Genomic DNA, 21,897 nt, shown 5'->3' on the forward strand with positions numbered 1-21,897 from the left:
GGTTTTCGAACTCGCAACCTCCTGGCTAAAAATCGCACTAGCGGCCGACCTGAGTAAGCGTACCGCCATCAGGCCTTGCGGAAATCAGCCGCAGGCCCGCCGATGCGGCAACAACGGTCCAATCTCGCTCGCCCGCGATAGGGAGCCCCTATCGCGACCTGATATTCAGCTAGAATGCTACGCGCAAACGCCGGGCACGTTCCTTGAATGCTCGCTCTCCCCCTTCCAGAATCTCGCAGACTCGCCGCCGTATACCGGGGTTCTCTAAACTGCCACATTCGTAAGTGATTTCGGGCAATTGTCCCAATCTATGGCGACCGCAAGACGCCACGATCACTTGGTCGGCATCAGTATTCACCACTAGGTTGGCATTGTGGGTCACGATGATGATCTGACGTCGTAGCTTAGCTTCGCGGAACCGTGCAACCAGTTCCTCAAATACAGACTGTGGATCCAGATTCTCTTCGGGCTGGTCAATGATGAGCGGCCGATCATCTTCCGCATCGATTGACAGATATAGCAACAAGAGCACTATCCCTCGTGTTCCTGGCGAAAGCTGCTCAATCTCCACTCCGTCATACTGTATGGTGTACCCAACTGTTATGTGTTCCGTACTGTAGAGCCAGTCCGAGATTTGACGGGCCCACTCGCGGAAATCGACGTTGTCCGGTTTATGCGCTCGTAGGTTTTCCTCATTGGTCTTGACGAACTCAAGCAGCGCAGCGGCAGCTTCGGCGGATGTACCTGTCTGCCAGGCAGACATCAACACTCCCTTAGCAGCCAGCAGAACCTGGCCACGCCCACGGAATGGCCCGGTGCGAAGGTCGAGCAAGTTTTCGCCGGTTGTAGCCCAACTTTCAATGTCAATATTGCGCTTAACGGTGAAGGCTAACCGAGCCATAGAACCAGTATCAGCTTCAATGCGCTGTTGGATCGGTGCATAAAGCGCTTTGAGTTCCTGCTCCTCCTCCACAATGGCCTCAAATACCCCCTCATAGGAAGTACGACGCAGATGGATCAGGTCCTGTATTTTGGCATCAGCCTCTTGCGCCCGATTGATCTGTTCATCAAGTTTGGTTAGAGCGTTTTCCGCCTTGGTGATTTTATCGCTTAGAGCTGAATAACGCTTAATCTTTGACTTATCGGCACCAACCAACAGGTTTAGGCGGACAACCTCCCGATCAAGCAATGCCAGAGTCTGTAGTTGAAGTTCCGCTCCTTCTGGAATGAGTGAGATCGTGGGGTCAGCCTCCTCATTCACTGGAGGATCAAGTTCGGATGGCCCTTGCAATTTCGCCGCCTGAGCCTTCACTTGGCGAAGCCGTTCCGCTAACAGCGTGTCGACATCACCCACAAAGTCCACTTTGAACGCTTCCCAGTCGGCCTCCGACAAGCCCGTATCAGGACGCTCTTGCTGCATTTCGTTTAGAAGCTCTGGCGCTCGACGACTGCGGAAATCTTCGACATCCCCTTTCAGGTTAAGCAATGTCTGGTGCCGGCGCTTCGCCCGCTCGACCTGCAGACGTTTCTGTTCAGCGGCCTGCGAGACATCTTCTAAACGCTTCGCACGCTCCTCATTACCTTTGGGGATCAGTGATGTTCGATCACGCTTGTCCTGATCGATCGCCTTGGACTTCTCATCCCGGTCTTTCCGCAGGCCTGCCAAACTTGCTTTTCGAGTACGCTCCTCTGTCAGGTCATTGGATGCCTTGCGCAACGTTTCCTGATGGCGCCGGCGCTTCTGATGTGTGCCCTCGAGCCTCAGCTCAAGCAACTCCTGAAAGACGGAAGTGCCCATACGGTCATTTCGCGGGTGCGCATTGAAGATGACTCGCTCTATCTCCGCATTCAACGGGTTACTCGTGTCTTCTGCAGAGCACAATTTGTTCACAAACTGCTGGGAAAGGTACTGGACGTGGGAGCTGTATAGAAGGTCGTCAAGATCAGCATTTATTACTTCGCTGCCGGTTACCTCACCGTTCTCCCAAGTGAGCTCCACCCTACAGTCATCCAGGTGCTGTTTGGCCCGGAAAACAAATGACTCGGTGTTGACATGCGATGACAGCCCATATCCCCCTGCAGCGACTAAGTCGGCCAGTGCAGTTTTCCCCGAGCCACGTGCACCGATAACAGCAACCAAACCGGAGTTTAGCGGAATCATTGCCTTCGTCAGCCATGCTGCACCGCTGACCTTCAAAGACTCGATGGTATGGCTCTGCAGGGAGCCGCGTCGTGGTTCTGATCCAATGAGCACCCGCTCCTCGGGCTCCAAGCAGGTCTGACGGAGGGATTCAAAAGCCAGATCGCCTTTGATCCAGCAGTAGCGCTGCTTGTCTGGCACACCCACCATATCAGCGGTATGCGCATCTGACCCATGAAGACAAGGCTTTCGGCCGTTGTATTGCACATCCAGGTCTTCTACTGAAAGTGCACCTTGGCCAAGCCAGAAGCTTATCTGCTTGGGATTGGAGTCGAAAATGATATGGGCCAACTGCTCGATGTTTTTGCGCTGCGCCGCCCAAGAATCCCCTGAGTCTCGCAGACCGGAAGTACCATCCTTTTGGCCCCCTGCAACCGCGATCAGGGCATTTTGCTTAACCCATTCATGCTTGCCCAGAGCAGCTTTCAACTGTTCCAGGCTAACCTTGAACTGGTTGGCACCGATGGAGCGGGCGGCCTCAGGATCCGTCTGTTCCGGCTTGTGCTTCTTACCTAAGCGGATCAGATCCTCACGATGACAGCGGAAATTCTCCCCCTGGTATGGAAACTCGAACTCCAATAGGAAGCGTTTGATTCGACCGACGTGATCAGGATCATCAGGCGGGAAGAGCAGATGCAAGTTGAGCGCGGCTCCACGGTTCGTCTCGATGTTTAGACGAAGCTCGACGTTGGCAAAAATGAGTCCAACGTTCGGCAGACGTCCCTGACGCTTAAATTCAAGCACCTTTTCGTAGGGATCGATACCGAAGTAATCGGTAATGCCCAATGCTTCAATCGTCGGGTCGGAAGCCTCCAATTTGGAAAGAAAAGCCTCCCAAGGATCCCCTCCTTTGTATTGATCATTCAGAACCGTGCCAGGCGTATGTATGTGTGGATCCCACCGATGCCATTCAGAGCCACGCTCACTATGGATCACGTTGCCAAATTCGTATGTTTTTTCTTCCATGCTTGAATGATCCCGAACGGACAATTGCTGTAGGCTCGCACCTAAATGCCAGAGCGATGCATGCAGAGGGACACTTAACCAGTGTCAAAAGCTGAGCCTACCCGACTTTTCACCAAAATGAGCCACTAATGGAAGTGAATTGCGTGCTCAGGGCAAAAAATGATCAGTCGATTGGCCTGAAACAGCAGCCCCCTTTATTCAGCCGTTCCGCACGTTGAAAAACGAAAAAAGTTAGATTAGGTAAACACTTGATTTATGGACGAAAAAATACATCTAACGGTTAATAAGGTTCCGGAAGTTGTGAGCGAACAACCCGTCGAATCCCTTGACTCCTCCGAGGCGCCTCAGCCCCAGGTCCATGCGGCCCAGCAGCGGCAACGGGCCAGCCAGCTGGCGCAGGCGGTGCGCCAGGAACTGCAGAAGGTGGTGATCGGCCAGGAGGCCGTGATCGATGATGTGCTGACGGCCCTGATCGCCGGTGGCCACGTGTTGCTCGAAGGCGTCCCAGGTCTGGGCAAAACACTGTTGGTACGGGCCCTGGCCCGCTGCTTTGGCGGAGAGTTTGCACGCATCCAGTTCACCCCGGACCTGATGCCCAGCGATGTCACCGGCCACGCGGTGTACGACCTGCAGACCGAGCAGTTCAAACTGCGCAAGGGTCCGCTGTTCACCAATCTGCTGTTGGCGGACGAAATCAACCGCGCCCCGGCCAAGACCCAGGCCGCGCTGCTGGAAGCCATGCAGGAACGCCAAGTGACCCTGGAAGGCCGGGCCCTGCCCATCGCCCAGCCATTCATGGTCCTGGCGACCCAAAACCCCATCGAGCAGGAAGGCACCTACCCGCTGCCGGAAGCCGAACTGGACCGTTTCATGCTCAAGTTGCGGATGGACTACCCGGACGCCGAGGAGGAGCTGAACATGGTTCGCCAGGTGGCTCGCTCGACCCGCGCCGACATGCTTGATGTACAGCCCCTGCGTACCGTGCTCCAGGCCAAGGACGTGCTGGCCCTGCAGCGCATCGCCAGTGAACTGCCCCTGGACGAACAGGTGCTCGACTATGCCGTGCGCCTGGCCCGGGCCACCCGCAGCTGGCCGGGACTGACGCTGGGCGCTGGCCCGCGTGCCTCCATTGCCCTGGTGCGCGGAGCCCGGGCCCGGGCCCTGCTGCGGGGCGGCGAATTCGTGATCCCGGATGACATCAAGGGCTGCGCCCTGGCCGTGCTACGGCATCGGGTACGGGTCGCTCCGGAGCTGGATATCGAAGGGCTGTCGGTGGAACAGGTGCTCAAGCAGATGCTCGAGCAGATTCCGGCACCGCGCCTGTGAGCCGCCCACACTGATGAAGCCGACTCGTCTGTTGCTGATCTGGCTGGGCACCCTGACCGGCCTGTACATCCTTCTGGGAACGGTGCGTGCCCTGGGTATCGAGGCGGTGCCGCGCCTGGACTCGATCGCCTGGGGCCTGTTGCTGGCGCTGTTGCTGCTGGCGCTGCTGGATGCCCTGCGCTTGTCGCGCCTAGCGTCGCCCGAAATACAGCGTCAGTTGCCCGGCAGCCTGCCCCTGGGACGCTGGAGCGAAGTGCAACTGGAGATCCGCCACCCTTATCGGCAAGCGCTTGAGGTGCAACTGTTCGACCATCCGCCCCAGGGCTTGAGCTTTGAGCACCTGCCACAATCGGTGAGCCTGGAGCCGGGCCAGGTCAGCCGAGTGGGGTATAGCGTGCGACCGCTGCAACGAGGGCATTTCAACTTCCACCAGTGTGAAGTCAGCCTGCCCAGCCCCTTGGGCCTGTGGAGCGCCAGACGACGATTGAAAGTCCACGACAGCTCGCGGGTCTACCCGGACTTCGCCCGCCTCTATGGCGCGCAGTTGCTGGCAGTGGACAACTGGCTCAGCCAACTCGGGGTGCGCCAGTTGCAACGCCGCGGGCTGGGCCTGGAATTCAATCAACTGCGGGAGTTTCGCGAAGGCGACAGCCTGCGGCAGATCGACTGGAAAGCCACCGCCCGCCAGCGCACGCCCATCGCCCGGGAATATCAGGACGAACGCGACCAGCAGATCATCTTCATGCTCGACTGCGGACGCCGCATGCGCAGCCAGGACGGCGAGCTGGCGCACTTCGACCATGCCCTCAACGCTTGCCTGCTACTCAGCTATGTCGCGCTGCGCCAGGGGGATGCAGTAGGCCTCTACAGTTTTGCCGGAGAACGCTCGCGCTACCTTGCGCCAGTCAAGGGCTCGGCCCAACTGAGTGTGCTGCTCAACGGCGTCTACGACCTGGACACCAGCCAGCGTCCAGCCGACTACCAGGCTGCTGCCAGTGAATTGCTGGCGCGGCAGAAGCGTCGGGCGCTGGTGGTACTGGTCACCAACCTGCGGGATGAAGACGACCAGGAGTTGCTGACTGCGGTCAAACGCATCAGCCGCCAGCATCGGGTACTGGTGGCCAGCCTGCGCGAGGAAGTGCTCGATCAGTTGCGCCAAAGCCCAGTACAGACCTTGCCCGAGGCGCTGATCTACAGCGCCGCCGTGAACTACCTCAATAGCCGGGCCGAACTGCATGAACGCCTGAGCGCCCACGGCATCGCCCTGCTCGACGCCCGTCCAGGCGAGCTGGGGGCGGAGCTGGTCAGCCGGTATCTGAGCTGGAAGAAAGCCGGCAGCCTGTAGTGGCTGCCGCGACATTCAGGCCGATGTCTGCAACGGATGGAAGCTGAAGTAGTGCCGCAAGGCCTGCTCCAGTTCAGCGAATTCGGCGGTCGCCCGCAGCAGGCTGAAACCGCTGTCGTACTGGTGAGGGGTCAGGTCCTCATGGCACCACAGGCAACAGGCGCTGAAATCGATGAACTGCGTCTGTCCATCACTGCCGGGGACTTTCACCCGCAGCTCGAACTCGGCACCGATCAGCATCGGCAACTGGCTGATCAACATCAGCCCGTCAGCGGAAATATTGCCCAGGTAACCGACAGGCTTGTCGGTAAACCGGTTGAAGACTTTCAAGTAGGACGGCAGTTGATGCCGCTCGATCCGAGGTTCCGTGAACATGCTGGGTATCGCTATGAAAGGTCATTAAGCATGACCGCACTAGTGCTTCGGAACGGGCCTTGAGTAGCGGCTCGTTCTCCCGGATTCGAGGTGCGAGGAAAATCTTCACAAGGATTTCAACGCCACTGCGCCAGGCAGGAACCGTGCAGTGTTCGAACAACCTGTACAAATGTTAGCTCAAGCGCGAGGGGCAATTACACTGCCCCTGACCGGTATCGCTTACAACGCTGTACGGCGAACTTGTGCTGCACCGTTTGCCGGGTAATGCCCCAGTTGCTGCAGGGTGTCCAGGCGGGCGCGAGCACGGTAGGCGTATTCGCTGCTGGGGTACTGGGTAATGATGAACTGATAAGTCTGCGCCGCATCGACGAACAACTTCTGCCGCTCCAGGCATTGCCCGCGCAGCATCGACACTTCCGGCTGGATGTAAGGCCGCGCACGGCTGTTGCGGTCGACCTGGCTCAACTCGAGCATCACGCTCTCGCAGTTGCCGCGGTCATAAGCGCGGTAGGCGTTATTCAAATGATGGTTCATGGACCAGCGGGTGCAGCCGACAACACTGACGGCCAAGATAGCAATGAGTACGAATCGCATGGGGTATCTCCTGTCTTGTGCAGTGTATCGACTCATCGGCAAAAATCTTCAAGGTTGTTGCGGTAAACAAACAAAGCAATAAGTAGTGCAAACGAACAATGACTACAACTTCGGAGCATAGTAGCCTCTCGTTGCGCTTGAACTCAGGAGTCCGTGCATGTCCGTTCGTCGTACCAAAATCGTTGCCACCCTTGGCCCAGCCAGTAACTCGCCGGAAGTTCTCGAACAGTTGATTCTCGCGGGCTTGGATGTTGCCCGTCTGAACTTCTCCCACGGCACTCCGGACGAGCACAAGGCTCGCGCCCAACTGGTCCGCGACCTGGCCGCCAAGCACGGCCGCTTCGTGGCCATCCTCGGCGACCTGCAAGGCCCGAAAATCCGCATCGCCAAATTCGCCAACAAGCGTATCGAACTGAAGATCGGTGACAAGTTCACGTTCTCCACCGTGCACCCGCTGACCGAAGGCAACCAGGACATCGTCGGCATCGACTACCCGGATCTGGTCAAGGACTGCGGCGTCAATGACGAGCTGCTGCTGGACGACGGCCGTGTGGTGATGCGCGTGGAAACCGCCACCGCCACCGAGCTGCACTGCGTGGTGACCGTCGGCGGCCCGCTGTCCGACCACAAAGGCATCAACCGTCGTGGCGGCGGCCTGACCGCTCCGGCCCTGACCGAGAAAGACAAGGCCGACATCAAGCTGGCCGCCGAAATGCAAGTCGACTACCTGGCCGTGTCCTTCCCTCGCGACGCTGCCGATATGGAATACGCGCGCAAACTGCGTGATGAATCCGGTGGTACGGCCTGGCTGGTGGCCAAGATCGAACGCGCCGAAGCCGTGGCCGACGACGAAACCCTCGACGGCCTGATCAACGCCAGTGACGCCGTGATGGTGGCCCGTGGCGACCTGGGTGTGGAAATCGGCGACGCCGAGCTGGTGGGCATCCAGAAGAAAATCATTCTTCACGCGCGCCGCCACAACAAGGCAGTGATCGTCGCGACCCAGATGATGGAGTCGATGATCCAGAACCCGATGCCGACCCGTGCCGAAGTGTCCGACGTGGCCAACGCCGTGCTCGACTACACCGACGCGGTCATGCTCTCGGCAGAAAGCGCCGCCGGTGCCTACCCGCTGGAAGCGGTCCAGGCCATGGCGCGGATCTGTGTCGGTGCGGAAAAACACCCCACCAGCAAGACCTCCAGCCACCGCATGGGCAAGGTGTTCGAAAGCTGCGACCAGAGCATCGCCCTGGCCGCCATGTACACCGCCAACCACTTCCCGGGCGTGAAGGCCATCATCGCCCTGACCGAAAGCGGCTACACCCCGCTGATCATGTCGCGCATCCGTTCCTCGGTGCCGATCTATGCCTACTCCCCGCACCGTGAAACCCAGGCGCGTGCAGCCATGTTCCGCGGCGTCTACACCATCCCGTTCGATCCGGCTTCCCTGCCGCCTGAGCAGGTCAGCCAGGCTGCGATCGACGAGTTGCTCAAGCGCGGCGTAGTAGAGAAAGGCGACTGGGTGATTCTCACCAAGGGCGACAGCTACCACACCACCGGCGGCACCAATGGCATGAAGATCCTGCACGTTGGCGACCCGATGGTCTGAGCCCTGGCTCGCTGAACGCAAAAGCCCCGGTGGTGGAAACCCCGGGGCTTTTTTATGTCCGTCCTTCCCTGTAGCGACAGGTGTCAGCCTTTGGCGAAAAAACCCGACAAGGCGGCGATGGCTTCTGGTGAACGCAGGCGCTGAGTGAACTGCGCGCCCTCTTCTTCTATTACCTGGCGCAGTTGCTCACGGTAGGGAGCCTTCATCAGGCGCTTGCTCACTTGCACCGCCTCCGGCGCCAGTTGGCTGAAACGCAATGCCGCCTCCCTGGCTTTGGCCAGGGCTGCCGCGCCATCTCCCAGGGCCGCAGTGGCAATGCCCCAGGCCGCCGCCTGTTCACCACTGAAGCCTTCGCCGAGCAGCAACAACTCAGCGGCCTTGGCCTGTCCCAGCAAGCGCGGCAGGATCAGGCTCGAGCCAAATTCCGGGCACAGCCCGAGGTTGACGAACGGCATGCGCAACCGTGCATCACGGCTGACATAGACCAGATCGCAATGCAGCAACAAGGTGGTGCCAATTCCCACGGCCGCGCCGGCCACCGCAGCCACCACCGGCTTGCGGCAATCGAGCAGGTTGCGCATGAACTGGAACACCGGGCTGTCGAGGTCCCTGGGCGGCTGTTGCAGGAAGTCGGCGATGTCGTTGCCGGCGGTAAAGCATTCGCTGCTACCGCAGATCAGCAGGGCATTGATTTGCGGATCGGCGTCCGCCTCGGCCAGGGCTTGCGCCAGACGACTGTACATGGCACGGGTCAAGGCGTTTTTCTTGTCGGGGCGGTTCAGGCGCAGGGTCAGCAGCCCGCCCTCGCGTTGCAGCTCGATGGCATCGGTCATGAAGATCTCGCTCTGGAAAAATCAGCGCTCAACCACGGGGCAGGAACACATCGGCCAGCAGTTGATTGCGCGGCAGCCCCGCCAGGTACAGGCGTCGGGCAAAGGCATCGACACTGTCGGGGTGCCCGCAGAGTAAGGCCTGGGTTTGCCGGGAAACAAGTCGCAGTTGCGCCAGGGCCGTCGTCAGCTGCGCCCCCTGCCACAGCTCCACACTCAGCTGGGGACGGTTCGCTGCCAGGGCTGCCAAGGGTTTGGCCAGGTAATGCTCGGTGGCGTCATGGGCCAGGTGAATGATGCGGATAGGGCCTTGGTGATCCTGACGCAAGGCTTCGCGCAACACCCCGAACAAGGGCGCCAGGCCGGTTCCCGAGGCCAGCAGCCAGAGCGGTCGCTGCTGCCAGTCCGGATCGTAGTGCAAGGCGCCACCGCGCAACTCGCCCAGGCGGATCGGGTCGCCCAGTTGCAACTGGCGTGCGGCGTCGCTGAATTGTCCCGGATGCCGGCAGTCCAGATGAAACTCCAGGAAGCGGTCCTCTTCCGGCAGGCTGGCCAGGGAATACGGCCGGGCGATCTGGCTGGTGGTCCACAGCACCAGGTGCTGGCCGGCGCGATAACGCAATGGCCGCTCAGGTTGCAGACGCAAGCGCAGGACTGTGGGCGATAACCAGTCGAGCCCGACCACTTGGGCCGGCCGGCCATCGCGCAACGGATCGAAAGTCTCGACCTGCAGGTCCTCCACCACCTGGCACTGGCAGGCCAGGCGCCAGCCGCGGCGGCGCTGTTCATCGCTCAGGGCATCCGGCCGACTGTCGTTGGGCAGGCCCTGGACGCAATGCACCAGGCAGGCATGACAACTGCCGGCGCGACAACTGTAGGGCACCGCCACACCGGCCTGATTCAAGGCATCCAGCAGGTTGCTTGCCGGTGCCACCGACCAGCGCCGGCTGCCCACGGTCAATTCAGGCATCGAGGTTTTCCCAGGCGGCGGAACAACGATTGCGGCCGTCGCGCTTGGCCCGGTACAGCGCCTGATCGGCGCGTTGCAGGGCATTATCCAGATCATCACCGGCCTGCAGCAGGGTCATCCCTGCCGACAGGCTCAGGTCACGCACATTCAGGCCCACCAGTTGCACCTCCATGAAGGCCAGGCGCAGACGCTCGCAACAGGAGGTCAGGCGCTCGGCATCACAGTCGGGCAGGAGCACCACAAACTCCTCACCGCCGTAGCGGGCCAGTACATCACCGTCCCGCAGGCAGGCCGTGGCCACCGCGGCGAACGCCTGCAGCACCTGATCTCCTGCCGCATGGCCGTGAAGATCGTTGATGCGCTTGAAATGATCCAGGTCGATCAGCGCCAGCCCATGCATCTGTTCCTGGTCCATGGCCTGCAACTCACGGCTGGCGATACGCAGGAAGTGCCGGCGATTGAACAGCCCGGTCAACTCATCGGTAGCCACCAGATCTTCCAGTTGCCGCATCATCCCCCGCAAGGTGTCCTGATGGGCCTGCAAGGCAAAACGCCGCTGCCGCATGCGCGAACGCGACGCCTGGACATAGGCAGCGTACAGGCACATCCACACCAGTATCACCAGCAGCACACAGACTTGCAGCGCCGCCAGCTGGGGATCGTCGAGGACAAAGCGATAGCCGTCCCACAGGTTGACCCCGGCAAAACAGAAGAAGATCAGCGCCGCGCAACGCAGGTAGGCCCGGCGGGATAAATGGAACAGGCCGAACAGCAGCGGCAGGATATAGAACACCAGGAAAGCGCCCCGGGCCTGATCCAGGTGGGCGATCAGCCAAGTCTGCCAGGCAATGCCCAGGACCACTTGGACTTCAGTCAGGCTGGGATCGGCAAAGCGCAGGTTGCGCCCGCTGATGAACACCCAGCACAGCAGGCCCTGAGTGGCCAACACCAACCCCGAGGCCAACAGCGCACTGCTGGTGGAGGCGCGATAGTGCCCCGCGAGAACCGCCAGCCAGAACAGCAGCAGGATCAGTCCGTAGGTGCCCGCAGCAATGGTGAAGCGCTTGAGTAACAAGCTCTGGATGGCTTTATGGGTCAATCGTTGACTCACCGTGAGAAAGGAGGCTTAAAGAGTTTCCTACCCTGCTGGCCAGTTGCAACTTTAGTGCTGCGCCCGACAAATGACTATCCAAATTTTAAGCCGTGTTCTGCGGTTTTGCCGCTGATTCAGGCAAGAACAGTGCCCATCCGATGGGCGACTTTCGTTTGCCCGGCTGGCGGGTGTGCCGGACTCCCAGGCGCGGTATACTGCCGCGCCTTTTTAGCGTCGCGCCAGTTGTCTGTCCGGCGTGCCTTAGAAGGTGTCTGCAACCGACCGATACACCCTGCTGCAGCCACCTTATTAAATGTTCCCGTCTTTTAGAGGAGCGCGACTCATGACCGTGATCAAGCAAGACGACCTGATTCAGAGCGTTGCCGACGCCCTGCAGTTCATTTCCTACTACCACCCCGTGGACTTCATCCAGGCGATGCACGAGGCCTACCTGCGCGAGGAATCGCCGGCCGCTCGTGACTCCATGGCACAGATCCTGATCAACTCGCGCATGTGCGCCACCGGCCACCGGCCGATCTGCCAGGACACCGGGATCGTCACCGTGTTCGTTCGCGTGGGCATGGACGTGCGCTGGGACGGCGCCACCATGAGCCTGGACGACATGATCAACGAAGGCGTGCGTCGCGCCTACAACCTGCCGGAAAACGTCCTGCGCGCTTCCATCCTGGCCGACCCGGCAGGCGCCCGGAAAAACACCAAGGACAACACCCCGGCGGTGATCCACTACTCCATCGTTCCCGGCAACACCGTGGAAGTGGACGTGGCGGCCAAGGGCGGCGGCTCCGAGAACAAATCGAAGATGGCCATGCTCAACCCGTCCGACTCTATCGTCGACTGGGTCCTCAAGACCGTACCGACCATGGGTGCCGGCTGGTGCCCACCGGGCATGCTGGGCATCGGCATCGGCGGCACCGCCGAGAAGGCTGCGGTGATGGCCAAGGAAGTGTTGATGGAATCCATCGACATCCACGAGCTCAAGGCTCGCGGCCCGTCCAACCGCATTGAAGAAATGCGCCTGGAGCTGTTCGAGAAGGTCAACCAACTGGGCATCGGCGCCCAGGGCCTGGGTGGCCTGACCACGGTGCTCGACGTGAAGATCATGGACTACCCGACCCACGCCGCCTCCCTGCCGGTGTGCATGATCCCCAACTGCGCCGCCACCCGTCACGCGCACTTCGTGCTCGACGGCTCGGGCCCGGCCGCACTGGAAGCGCCACCTCTGGACGCCTACCCGGAAATCGTCTGGGAAGCCGGTCCGTCGGCACGTCGGGTCAACCTCGACACCCTGACCCCGGAAGACGTGCAAAGCTGGAAGCCGGGCGAGACCGTACTGCTCAACGGCAAGATGCTCACCGGTCGCGACGCGGCGCACAAGCGCATGGTGGAGATGCTGAACAAGGGTGAAACCCTGCCGGTAGACCTCAAGGGTCGCTTCATCTACTACGTCGGCCCGGTTGATCCGGTGGGCGACGAAGTGGTGGGCCCGGCCGGCCCGACCACTGCCACGCGGATGGACAAGTTCACCCGGCAGATCCTCGAGCAGACCGGCCTTCTGGGCATGATCGGCAAGTCCGAGCGTGGCCCGACCGCCATCGACGCGATCAAGGACAACAAGGCCGTGTACCTGATGGCCGTCGGCGGCGCCGCCTACCTGGTGGCCCAGGCGATCAAGAAGTCCAAGGTCCTGGCCTTCGCCGAACTGGGCATGGAAGCGATCTACGAGTTCGAGGTCAAGGACATGCCAGTGACCGTCGCCGTCGACAGCAAGGGCGAGTCGGTCCACATCACAGGTCCTGCCATCTGGCAGAAAAAGATCAGTGACAGCCTGGCGGTAGAAGTGCAGTAAGCCCTTCTCACGTTTGGCCAAAGCGGCGGTGCTGTTGAGACAACAGCCCGTCGCTTTTTTTATGCCGCGTACTTTCGCGACACTGTCGGCGATCAACGTTCCACCCGTCGCTCATGCTATCGTTCCCGCCCCCATTGCAGCCTGCCCCGACTCATGGCCCAGATCTCTCGCCCTCTCCGCTTGACGTTCTATATCCTGGTTATTCTCGCTGGCACCGTCATCAGCGCCGGCCTGGCCATGCGCCACGCCGAACGCCAGACGCTGGTGGAGGATGCCGCCCGAGCCAATGAACAGCTAGGGCTGTATGCCAACTCGCTGCACACCCTGATTGAACGCTATCGCGCCCTGCCAGCGGTGCTGGCCCTGGACCCGGAACTGCGTTCGGCACTTCAGGGCCCGGTGACGGCAGACACCCAGGATGCACTGAACCGCAAACTGGAAAAGATCAACGGCGCCGCCCGCTCCTCGACCCTGGAACTGCTGAATCATGAAGGCCTGGCCGTGGCGGCCAGCAACTGGCGACTGCCCAGCAGCTATGTCGGCCACAACTATGGTTTTCGCCCCTACTTCAAGCAGACCCGCAGCCAGGGCAGCGGGCGTTTCTACGCCGTGGGCGTCACCAGCGGCATTCCGGGGTATTTCCTCTCCAGCGCGGTCAAGGCCGACAACGAGGACTTCCTCGGGGCCATGGTGGTCAAGCTGGAGTTCCCCGAACTGGAGCATGAATGGAGCCAGGGCAACGACACCCTGCTGGTGAGCGACGCCCGGGGCATCATCTTTATCGCCAACCAGCCCGGCTGGCGTTACCGGCAGTTGCAACCGCTGTCCGCAAACGACCTGGCGGAGATCAAGCTGACCCGTCAGTACGACAAGCAACCGCTGACGGCGCTGCAACATACGACCCTGCAAACATTCGACGACAACAGCAGACTGGTCCAGGTCGAAGGCCCCGAGGGCGTGGCCAACTATCTCTGGGAATCCCTGCCGCTGACCGCCGAAGGCTGGACCCTGCACCTGCTGCGCAAGCCGGCCAGCGCTTTCGAGGAAAGCCGCAATGCCGGGCTGGCGGCCGCCGGTGCCTGGCTGACCCTGGTGTTCCTGTTGCTGTTCCTCAGCCAACGCTGGCGCTTGGGGAAAATCCGTCAGCGCAACCGTGAAGAGCTGGAGCAATTGGTCCAGGAACGCACTCGAGATCTGCGCACCGCCCAGGAAGGCCTGGTGCAATCGGCCAAGCTGGCCGCCCTGGGGCAGATGTCCGCGGCCCTGGCCCATGAAATCAACCAACCCCTGACCGCCCAGCGCATGCAGCTTGCCACGCTGCGGCTGCTGCTGGATCACGGCCGGGTGGATGAGGCTTACAAAGCCCTGCGACCATTGGACGACATGCTGACCCGCATGGCCGCCCTTACCAGCCACCTCAAGACCTTCGCCCGCAAGAGCCCCAGCGGCCTGCGCGAACGCCTGGATCTGGCTGCGGTGGTGGACCAGTCGCTGCAGTTGCTGGAAACCCGGCTGCGTGCCGAAAACATCCAGATCGAGCTGCACCTGACCCGCCCGGCCTGGGTTCGCGGTGATGCCATCCGCCTGGAGCAGGTGCTGATCAACCTGCTGCGCAATGCCCTCGACGCCATGCAGAACAAGCCTGAAAAGCACCTGCAGATCAGCCTCGAAGCCGAGGACCAATTGTGGCAACTGCGGGTCGCCGATAACGGCGGCGGGATCGCCGAAGAGCACCTGCTGAGCGTGTTCGACCCGTTCTTTACCACCAAGCCGGTGGGCGATGGCCTGGGCCTGGGGCTGGCCGTGTCCTACGCCATCGTCCATGAACTGGGGGGACGCTTGAGCGCCGCCAACCAGGATCAGGGCGCGGTGTTCACTCTCAGCCTGCCCATCGATCTGGAGGCGCACATCCAATGCTGAACTCGGTAATCGTGGTGGATGACGAGGCCAGCATCCGTACCGCCGTCGAACAATGGCTGAGCCTGTCGGGGTTCGAGGTCCAGCTGTTCAGCCGCGCCGAGGATTGCCTGGCGCAACTGCCGAAGAACTTCCCCGGGGTGATCCTCAGCGATGTGCGCATGCCCGGTATCAGCGGCCTGGAGCTGCTGGCCCAGGTCCAGCGCCTGGACCCCGACCTGCCGATCATCCTGCTGACCGGTCACGGTGACGTGCCCATGGCGGTCGAGGCCATGCGCGACGGTGCCTATGACTTCCTGGAAAAACCCTTCAGCCCCGACACCCTGCTCAGCAGCCTGCGCCGGGCCCTGGACAAACGCCGCCTGGTCCTGGAAAACCGTCGCCTGCACCAGCAGGCTGACAGCCGGGCCAAGCTCGACGCCACCCTGCTCGGCATGTCCCGGGCCCTGCAGACCCTGCGCCGCCAGGTACTGGATCTGGCCGCCTTGCCCGTGAATGTGCTGATCCGAGGTGAAACCGGCAGCGGCAAGGAATTGATCGCCCGCTGCCTGCACGACTTCGGTCCCCGGGCCGGCAAGCCCTTTGTCGCCCTGAACTGCGCAGCGATCCCCGAGCAGCTGTTCGAGGCCGAGTTGTTCGGCCATGAAAGCGGCGCCTTCACCGGCGCCCAGGGCAAGCGCATCGGCAAGCTGGAGTACGCCCATGGCGGCACGCTGTTTCTCGACGAGATCGAAAGCATGCCCCTTGCCCAGCAGGTCAAGCTGCTGCGGGTGCTGCAGGAGCAGAAACTGGAACGCCTGGGCTCCAACCAGAGCATCAAGGTCGACCTGCGGGTGATCGCCGCCACCAAGCCCGACCTGCTGGAGGAGGCCCGGGCCGGACGCTTTCGCGAAGACCTGGCCTATCGCCTGACCGTCGCCGAACTGCGCCTGCCGCCACTGCGTGAGCGCCGCGAGGATATTCCACAGCTCTACGAACACTTCGCCCAGGCCGCCGCCGAGCGCCTGGGGCGCAGCGTCGCGCCCTTGAGTGGCGCCCAGTTGAGCCGCCTGCTCAGTCACGACTGGCCGGGCAACGTGCGCGAACTGGCCAACGCCGCCGAGCGTCAGGTGCTGGGCCTCGGGGAGCCGGAAGCCGAAGTCCTCGAAGCCGGCCAATCCCTGGCCGCGCAGCAAGAAGCCTTCGAAGCCCAGTGCCTGCGCGCTGCCCTGACTCGCCACAAGGGCGAGATCAAGGCCGTGCTCAACGAACTGCAACTGCCGCGCCGGACCCTGAATGAAAAAATGCAGCGTCACGGCCTGACCCGGGAAATGTTCCTCAAAGACCCATAACCCCCGCCTGTAGGAGCCGGCTTGCCGGCGAACAAGCCCTCAAGCCAGGTGCAGCCCCACCCACACCTGCAAACGGCAAGCCGCCCGAACGCGCCTCCCAGGTGCCGCGCACCTTTCGGCAATTTCCCGCCTACCCCGCAGGCATCCATAGGCGGATTTCCGCTCATCACCAGCGATCAAACCCCTCTAGCCCGGGCTTCTTGTCCTTGGCACAGGTCCTGCTATAGCCCCAGCAGGCTGCGCTTGCGCGCGCTCCACAAAAACAATGAATAGAAGGGTCCGTCATGGATATCTCTAATACCCTGCCTGCCGGGTCGGCGGCTGCATCCGCCACCGAAAAGACCACCGCCAGCCGCCTGAAGTCGATCTTCAGCGGTTCCGTGGGCAACATGGTCGAGTGGTACGACTGGTACGTCTACGCGGCATTCTCGCTGTACTTCGCCAAAGTCTTCTTCCCCAAGGGCGACACCACCGCGCAACTGCTGAACACCGCCGCGATCTTCGCCGTGGGCTTCCTGATGCGCCCGATCGGTGGCTGGCTGATGGGCCTGTACGCCGACCGCAAAGGCCGTAAAGCCGCGCTGATGGCTTCGGTGCTGCTGATGTGCTTCGGCTCGCTGATCATCGCCCTGACCCCGGGTTACGAAACCATCGGCGTCGGCGCCCCCATCCTGCTGGTGCTGGCGCGCCTGATGCAGGGCCTGTCGGTGGGCGGTGAATACGGCACCTCGGCCACCTACCTCAGCGAGATGGCGACCAAGGAACGTCGTGGCTTCTTCTCCAGCTTCCAGTACGTGACCCTGATCTCCGGTCAGCTCATCGCCCTGGGAGTACTGATCGTGCTGCAGAACATTCTGACCACCGAGGAGCTGCAATCCTGGGGCTGGCGGATTCCGTTCGGCATCGGTGCCCTGTGTGCGGTCGTGGCCCTGTACCTGCGTCGCGGCATGGAGGAAACCGAGTCCTTCACCAAGAAGAAAGAGAAGCCAAAAGAAAGCCTGATGCGCACCCTGATGCGTCATCCCAAGGAACTGATGACCGTGGTCGGCCTGACCATGGGCGGCACCCTGGCCTTCTACACCTACACCACCTACATGCAGAAATACCTGGTGAACACCGTCGGCATGAGCATTTCCGACTCCACCACCATTTCTGCCGCCACGCTGTTCCTGTTCATGTGCCTGCAGCCGGTGATCGGTGCACTCTCGGACAAGGTGGGCCGGCGGCCGATCCTGATTGCCTTCGGCATCCTCGGCACCCTGTTCACCGTGCCGATCCTCACCACCCTGCACACCATCCAGACCTGGTGGGGCGCGTTCTTCCTGATCATGGCGGCACTGATCATCGTCAGTGGCTACACCTCGATCAACGCGGTGGTGAAGGCCGAGCTGTTCCCCACTGAAATCCGTGCCCTGGGCGTGGGCCTGCCCTACGCGCTGACCGTATCGATCTTTGGCGGCACCGCGGAATACATCGCCCTGTGGTTCAAGAGCATCGGTATGGAAACCGGCTACTACTGGTACGTCACCGCCTGTATTGCCTGTTCGTTGCTGGTCTACGCGACCATGAAGGACACCCGCAAGCATTCGCGGATCGAGACCGACTGATAGAAAAACGGCGCCCGGGTGCAAGGCCCGGGCGATTTTTTCGCGATCTGTGGGGAGGCTTTCGCCGGCCAGCCGGCTCCTACAGATGATCAACAGATCAGGCAAGTGCGGCGGTGCCCTGGCGCCCATAGCGGTTCTGGGCCCAGGTCGCCCCCACGATCATCACCAGCACAATCCCCGTCAATCCCGCCAACGAGCCGATGATGCCGAAGTCAAGGCCGCCCTTTTCATGGGGCTTGCTGAGGAAGTCGCGCACATTCGCGCCAAACGGCCGGACCATCAACGACAGATCACCAGCGGTGTTATCCGGGATCGTCGCGCCGATGTTCATGACCCAGAAGGCCTGGGTGGTCTGGGGGAGTTTGTTCACGGGCAAGGAAACTCACGGCGGTGCCTTCGAGTGGGTCTGTCATGGGGCTGGCTGAGATAACCGCTGAAGGTTTTTTGTGCTGTTTTATCCGCTACCTGAACAATTAATGATCAGTTAATGGCGCATGCGCAGTCTGACAGTGAATCCAAGTTGCGACTTGGCACGTATCTGTAGTGAGGCCTGGGTGCGGTAACCGGTGGTCAGTAATGACGGCCTACATATCGGTAAATTCGATTTTAATTAGCATTAATTTGCGCTTTTTAATCAAATTTACAGGAGTAGGATTCATTCCAAGCCCAACGCAAACACCTCAACAAACCTGGAGTCACCACCATGAAAAGCAAACTGATCCTCGCCCTGACCCTGTCGGTACTGACTGCCAATACCTTCGCCGCTGACGGTTTCGATCGCACCGGTTCCGCCACCTTCGCTGCCGACGGTTACGACTGCACCGGTTCCGCTACCTTCGCTGCCGACGGTTACGACCGCACCGGTTCCGCCACCCTCGCTGCCGACGGTTACGACCGCACCGGTTCCGCCACCCTCGCTGCCGACGGTTACGACCGCACCGGTTCCGCCACCCTCGCTGAAGACGGCTACGACCGCACCGGCTCCGCTACCTTCGCTGCCGACGGCTACGACCGCACCGGCTCAGCCACCTTCGCTGCCGATGGCTATGACCGCACCGGTTCCGCCACCCTTGCTGAAGACGGCTACGACCGCACCGGCTCCGCTACCTTCGCCGCCGATGGCTACGACCGCACCGGTTCCGCCACCATCAGTTGATCGATTCACCTGACACCACAGCCCGGCTTCGGCCGGGCTTAGTCTTTTCTGGCCGAGGAAAATCTTTCGACCCCTGGATCAACCGAGGCCGGGACGCTGGAATTCGACCAGAGCGCACTGCACTATGGCGCCCTTCACTCGCCCCACAGCAGGAACCTTGAGCCATGTCCGACGATATCCACTTTTACCAACCTGCCCTAGGCCACGGCCTGCCCCATGACCCGTTCAATGCCATCGTCGGCCCGCGTCCCATTGGCTGGATTTCTTCCCAGGATGCACAAGGCCGGCTGAACCTGGCGCCTTACAGTTTCTTCAATGCCTTCAACTACATTCCGCCGATCATCGGGTTCTCCAGCGTCGGGCGCAAAGACAGCCTGAATAACATCGAGGCCACCGGAGAGTTCGCCTGGAACCTGGCCACCCGGCCCCTGGCCGAGCAGATGAACCAGAGCTGCGCCACGGTCCCCGCCGAGGTCGACGAGTTCGAACTGGCCGGGTTGAAGACCGTGGCCTCGAAGATCATCAGCGTGCCCCGGGTTGCCCAGAGCCCGGTGTCCTTCGAATGCAAGGTCACCCAGATCATTCAGTTGCAGCGTGCGGACAAGGAGCCGGTGCCGAGCTGGCTGATCCTCGGCGAAGTGGTCGCCGTGCATATCGCCAAGTGGCTGCTCAAGGACGGGATCTACGATACCGCCGCGGCAGAACCCATTCTGCGCGGCGGCGGACCGGCGGACTACTTCCAGCTGGGACCAGAAGCCCTGTTCAAGATGCACCGCCCGGGAGCGGTCAGGTAGTTCGGCGACTCAGTGACGGTGAAAGCTCAGTTCGCCGTCTTGATCGACGTCGGCCAGCTGTTCGAGTTGTTGCGCGGCAGCCTGGTCGGCTTCGTGAGCGGTCTTGAATGTCTGCTCAACCAGAACCTTATGAAAACGTGGAGCCCCTGAAGCGCCCAGGGCTTTGACGGCGATCGCTGCGCTGTATCCCCCCTCCCCTGGAACCACAGCGGAAACTGCTTCGTAGTGTGCAAACTCTTTACGTGCCATGTTGCTGATCCTGGCCAATGGAAAGTCGGCCATTCTAAACCTTCAACTGGCCAGCTTGTGCAGTGGCGCACGCTGTAGCTGCGCGTACTCTCCATGAGCCTCAAGCGCCGACACCGTGCTGAAGGTGTGGAAGTCCAGGCTGTTGACCACCAGGTCCTGCACCAGCTCGGCGAAGATGGCCATGGTTGGCGAGTTGAAATAGGCGGTCATGCTCTGCTGACTGCTCCAGAAGCCGGACACCAGCCACAGGTCGGCATCGCACTGCGAATGCTGCAGAGCAAAGTGCAGGCAACCGCTGGCCTGGCGCGATGGTTCGATCAGGCTACTCAAGCGCGCACCCAACTCCGTGGAGCGCCCGGCTCGGGCCCGAACAAAAGCCATGTGACTGACGGGAATATGCGTGGACATGTGGAACCCTCCCAGGGTGTTGTCGAGGCAGCCGGGGACGGGCTGCGACAGAATCAACGATACGGGGCGGGCCCACTTGCGCGTTAGTCGATTTCTGCCGTTGATTTGCCCAATCCTGCGACAAGCCCGCTGCTGCAGCGCATGGGCGGCGACAGGGCACAGAAGCGTTACAACGGTGTTTCAAGCAAGTGAAGCCCCCGAGCATCGGCTCATCTTGTCTATCTCGCGCGCAAGCAGCAGGATCAGGCAAGTTTTACGCAGAATTCGCCTACCCGCGACTCTTGCACAAACTTAAGCTGTGTCGACTGCAAACACCCCGAGGCGCCCCATGTCATCACTGGATACCCTGCCGCCGCCCCTGGCTCCGGAGATGGAACGCCAGCGCGTAGAACTGGCCGCGATCATTGCGCGCAACACCACTGAAGATGGCAGCTATGCCACTGCCATCGACTCGCTGTTTGTCTCGCGCCACAGCACTTCCCATCACTTCGGCTCGGTGCTGGCGCAACCGGCGCTGTGCATCATGGCCCAGGGCCGCAAGGAAGTGCGCCTGGCCGATGAAAGCTACAACTACGACCCGCTGAATTACCTGGTGGTGTCGGTTTCCGTGCCACTGAGCGGCAAGGTGGCGATCGTTTCGCCGCAAGAGCCGATCCTGGCCCTGCGCCTGGACATCGACCCTGGGGAAATCAATGCACTGATCGCCGACGCCGGCCCTCTGGGCGTGCCCGCCCGGCCCACCGGACGGGGCCTGTACGTAGAGCGCCTGGACCCGGCGATGCTGGACGCCGTGCTGCGCCTGACCCGCCTGCTGGACACCCCGAAAGACATCGCCATGCTCGCGCCGCTGGTGCGTCGGGAAATTCTCTATCGCCTGCTGCGCAGCCCCCAGGGCCACCGTCTGTACGAGATCGCCACCGCCAACAGCCAGGGTCACCGAGTCAACCAGGCCATCAAGTGGCTCAACGGCAATTTCGTGCAGCCGTTGCGCATCGATGACCTGGCCCGGGAAGTGAACCTGAGCGTGTCGACCCTGCACCACCGCTTCAAGGCGATGACCGCCATGAGTCCCTTGCAGTACCAGAAACAGCTGCGTCTGCAGGAAGCCCGGCGCTTGATGCTGGCCGAAGGTCTGGAAGCTTCGGCGGCGGGGTATCGAGTCGGCTATGAAAGCCCGTCTCAGTTCAGCCGTGAGTACAGCCGACTGTTTGGCGCGCCGCCCTTGCGGGACATGGCGCGCCTGCGGGTTGGCGGGTAACC

The 21,897-nt window shown here is 61.4% G+C and carries 18 protein-coding genes and 1 pseudogene; 10 read left to right on the plus strand and 9 right to left on the minus strand.

Features of this window, described 5'->3' with window-relative positions; genetic code table 11:
• Positions 1-169 precede the first annotated feature (169 nt).
• On the minus strand, positions 170-3,166 hold the full coding sequence (locus tag PFZ56_RS28855) for a TrlF family AAA-like ATPase (protein WP_394304551.1): 2,997 nt from the start codon (positions 3,164-3,166) through the stop codon (positions 170-172).
• Positions 3,167-3,466: 300 nt separating this feature from the next.
• On the opposite strand from PFZ56_RS28855, the gene PFZ56_RS28860 reads away from it, so the two are divergent.
• Together PFZ56_RS28860 and PFZ56_RS28865 are read left to right on the plus strand one after the other, a co-directional pair.
• Complete coding sequence (locus PFZ56_RS28860; protein ID WP_102860533.1) at positions 3,467-4,492, plus strand: MoxR family ATPase; 1,026 nt, start codon at positions 3,467-3,469, stop codon at positions 4,490-4,492.
• A 13-nt stretch (positions 4,493-4,505) separates the two neighbouring features.
• On the plus strand, positions 4,506-5,837 hold the full coding sequence (locus PFZ56_RS28865) for a DUF58 domain-containing protein (RefSeq protein WP_102880704.1): 1,332 nt from the start codon (positions 4,506-4,508) through the stop codon (positions 5,835-5,837).
• Positions 5,838-5,852: 15 nt separating this feature from the next.
• Here PFZ56_RS28865 and PFZ56_RS28870 read toward each other — a convergent pair whose 3' ends face one another.
• Entirely contained in the window at positions 5,853-6,212 is a 360-nt protein-coding gene (locus tag PFZ56_RS28870; RefSeq protein WP_102860531.1) for a PilZ domain-containing protein, read from the minus strand.
• Positions 6,213-6,431: 219 nt separating this feature from the next.
• Positions 6,432-6,806, minus strand: a complete 375-nt coding sequence (locus tag PFZ56_RS28875; RefSeq protein WP_102860530.1) for a hypothetical protein — start codon at positions 6,804-6,806, stop codon at positions 6,432-6,434.
• Between the two features lie 157 nt (positions 6,807-6,963).
• On the opposite strand from PFZ56_RS28875, the gene pyk reads away from it, so the two are divergent.
• Positions 6,964-8,415 carry a pyruvate kinase gene (gene pyk, locus PFZ56_RS28880; protein WP_016963242.1) on the plus strand — a complete coding sequence of 484 codons (1,452 nt, stop codon included), beginning with the start codon at positions 6,964-6,966 and terminating at the stop codon, positions 8,413-8,415.
• Between the two features lie 83 nt (positions 8,416-8,498).
• Here the strand turns inward: pyk and PFZ56_RS28885 are convergent, their stop codons facing one another.
• The 3 genes from PFZ56_RS28885 to PFZ56_RS28895 are packed head-to-tail and all read right to left on the minus strand — an operon-like array spanning position 8,499 to position 11,314.
• Positions 8,499-9,248, minus strand: coding sequence for an enoyl-CoA hydratase-related protein (locus PFZ56_RS28885; protein ID WP_102880705.1), 750 nt, complete (start codon positions 9,246-9,248; stop codon positions 8,499-8,501).
• A 28-nt stretch (positions 9,249-9,276) separates the two neighbouring features.
• Positions 9,277-10,215 carry an iron-sulfur-binding ferredoxin reductase gene (locus tag PFZ56_RS28890; RefSeq protein WP_102880706.1) on the minus strand — a complete coding sequence of 313 codons (939 nt, stop codon included), beginning with the start codon at positions 10,213-10,215 and terminating at the stop codon, positions 9,277-9,279.
• On the minus strand, positions 10,208-11,314 hold the full coding sequence (locus tag PFZ56_RS28895) for a diguanylate cyclase (protein ID WP_102880707.1): 1,107 nt from the start codon (positions 11,312-11,314) through the stop codon (positions 10,208-10,210). Before PFZ56_RS28895 ends, PFZ56_RS28890 begins: the two co-directional genes overlap by 8 nt.
• A 337-nt stretch (positions 11,315-11,651) precedes the next feature.
• Between PFZ56_RS28895 and PFZ56_RS28900 the strand changes: the two genes are divergently transcribed.
• The 4 genes from PFZ56_RS28900 to PFZ56_RS28915 all read left to right on the plus strand — a co-directional run bounded on the left by PFZ56_RS28900 (position 11,652) and on the right by PFZ56_RS28915 (position 18,030).
• Positions 11,652-13,175, plus strand: a complete 1,524-nt coding sequence (locus PFZ56_RS28900) for a fumarate hydratase (RefSeq protein ID WP_102860526.1) — start codon at positions 11,652-11,654, stop codon at positions 13,173-13,175.
• A gap of 153 nt (positions 13,176-13,328) precedes the next feature.
• Complete coding sequence (locus PFZ56_RS28905; protein WP_102880709.1) at positions 13,329-15,095, plus strand: ATP-binding protein; 1,767 nt, start codon at positions 13,329-13,331, stop codon at positions 15,093-15,095.
• Positions 15,089-16,423, plus strand: a complete 1,335-nt coding sequence (locus tag PFZ56_RS28910; protein WP_110651394.1) for a sigma-54 dependent transcriptional regulator — start codon at positions 15,089-15,091, stop codon at positions 16,421-16,423. Before PFZ56_RS28905 ends, PFZ56_RS28910 begins: the two co-directional genes overlap by 7 nt.
• Before the next feature lie 284 nt (positions 16,424-16,707).
• Positions 16,708-18,030, plus strand: coding sequence for an MFS transporter (locus PFZ56_RS28915; RefSeq protein WP_047305837.1), 1,323 nt, complete (start codon positions 16,708-16,710; stop codon positions 18,028-18,030).
• Positions 18,031-18,127: 97 nt separating this feature from the next.
• Here the strand turns inward: PFZ56_RS28915 and PFZ56_RS28920 are convergent.
• Positions 18,128-18,313, minus strand: a pseudogene (locus tag PFZ56_RS28920) (hypothetical protein); the annotation flags it as partial.
• A 420-nt stretch (positions 18,314-18,733) separates the two neighbouring features.
• Here PFZ56_RS28920 and PFZ56_RS28925 point away from each other — a divergent pair.
• Both PFZ56_RS28925 and PFZ56_RS28930 read left to right on the plus strand, forming a co-directional pair.
• On the plus strand, positions 18,734-19,186 hold the full coding sequence (locus tag PFZ56_RS28925; protein WP_170001666.1) for a heme utilization protein: 453 nt from the start codon (positions 18,734-18,736) through the stop codon (positions 19,184-19,186).
• A gap of 164 nt (positions 19,187-19,350) precedes the next feature.
• A complete protein-coding gene (locus PFZ56_RS28930) occupies positions 19,351-19,980 on the plus strand; it encodes a flavin reductase family protein (RefSeq protein WP_170001664.1) in 630 nt (209 codons plus the stop codon).
• Between the two features lie 9 nt (positions 19,981-19,989).
• On the opposite strand, the gene PFZ56_RS28935 is transcribed toward PFZ56_RS28930, so the two are convergent.
• Both PFZ56_RS28935 and PFZ56_RS28940 read right to left on the minus strand, forming a co-directional pair.
• Complete coding sequence (locus PFZ56_RS28935; protein ID WP_102880713.1) at positions 19,990-20,262, minus strand: hypothetical protein; 273 nt, start codon at positions 20,260-20,262, stop codon at positions 19,990-19,992.
• Between the two features lie 9 nt (positions 20,263-20,271).
• Entirely contained in the window at positions 20,272-20,637 is a 366-nt protein-coding gene (locus PFZ56_RS28940; RefSeq protein ID WP_102880714.1) for a putative quinol monooxygenase, read from the minus strand.
• 328 nt (positions 20,638-20,965) lie between these two features.
• Between PFZ56_RS28940 and PFZ56_RS28945 the strand changes: the two genes are divergently transcribed.
• A complete protein-coding gene (locus tag PFZ56_RS28945) occupies positions 20,966-21,895 on the plus strand; it encodes an AraC family transcriptional regulator (RefSeq protein ID WP_102860520.1) in 930 nt (309 codons plus the stop codon).
• Positions 21,896-21,897 lie beyond the last annotated feature (2 nt).

It is taken from the genome of Pseudomonas danubii (assembly GCF_042980055.1).
GTDB classification, from domain to species: Bacteria; Pseudomonadota; Gammaproteobacteria; order Pseudomonadales; family Pseudomonadaceae; genus Aquipseudomonas; species Aquipseudomonas danubii.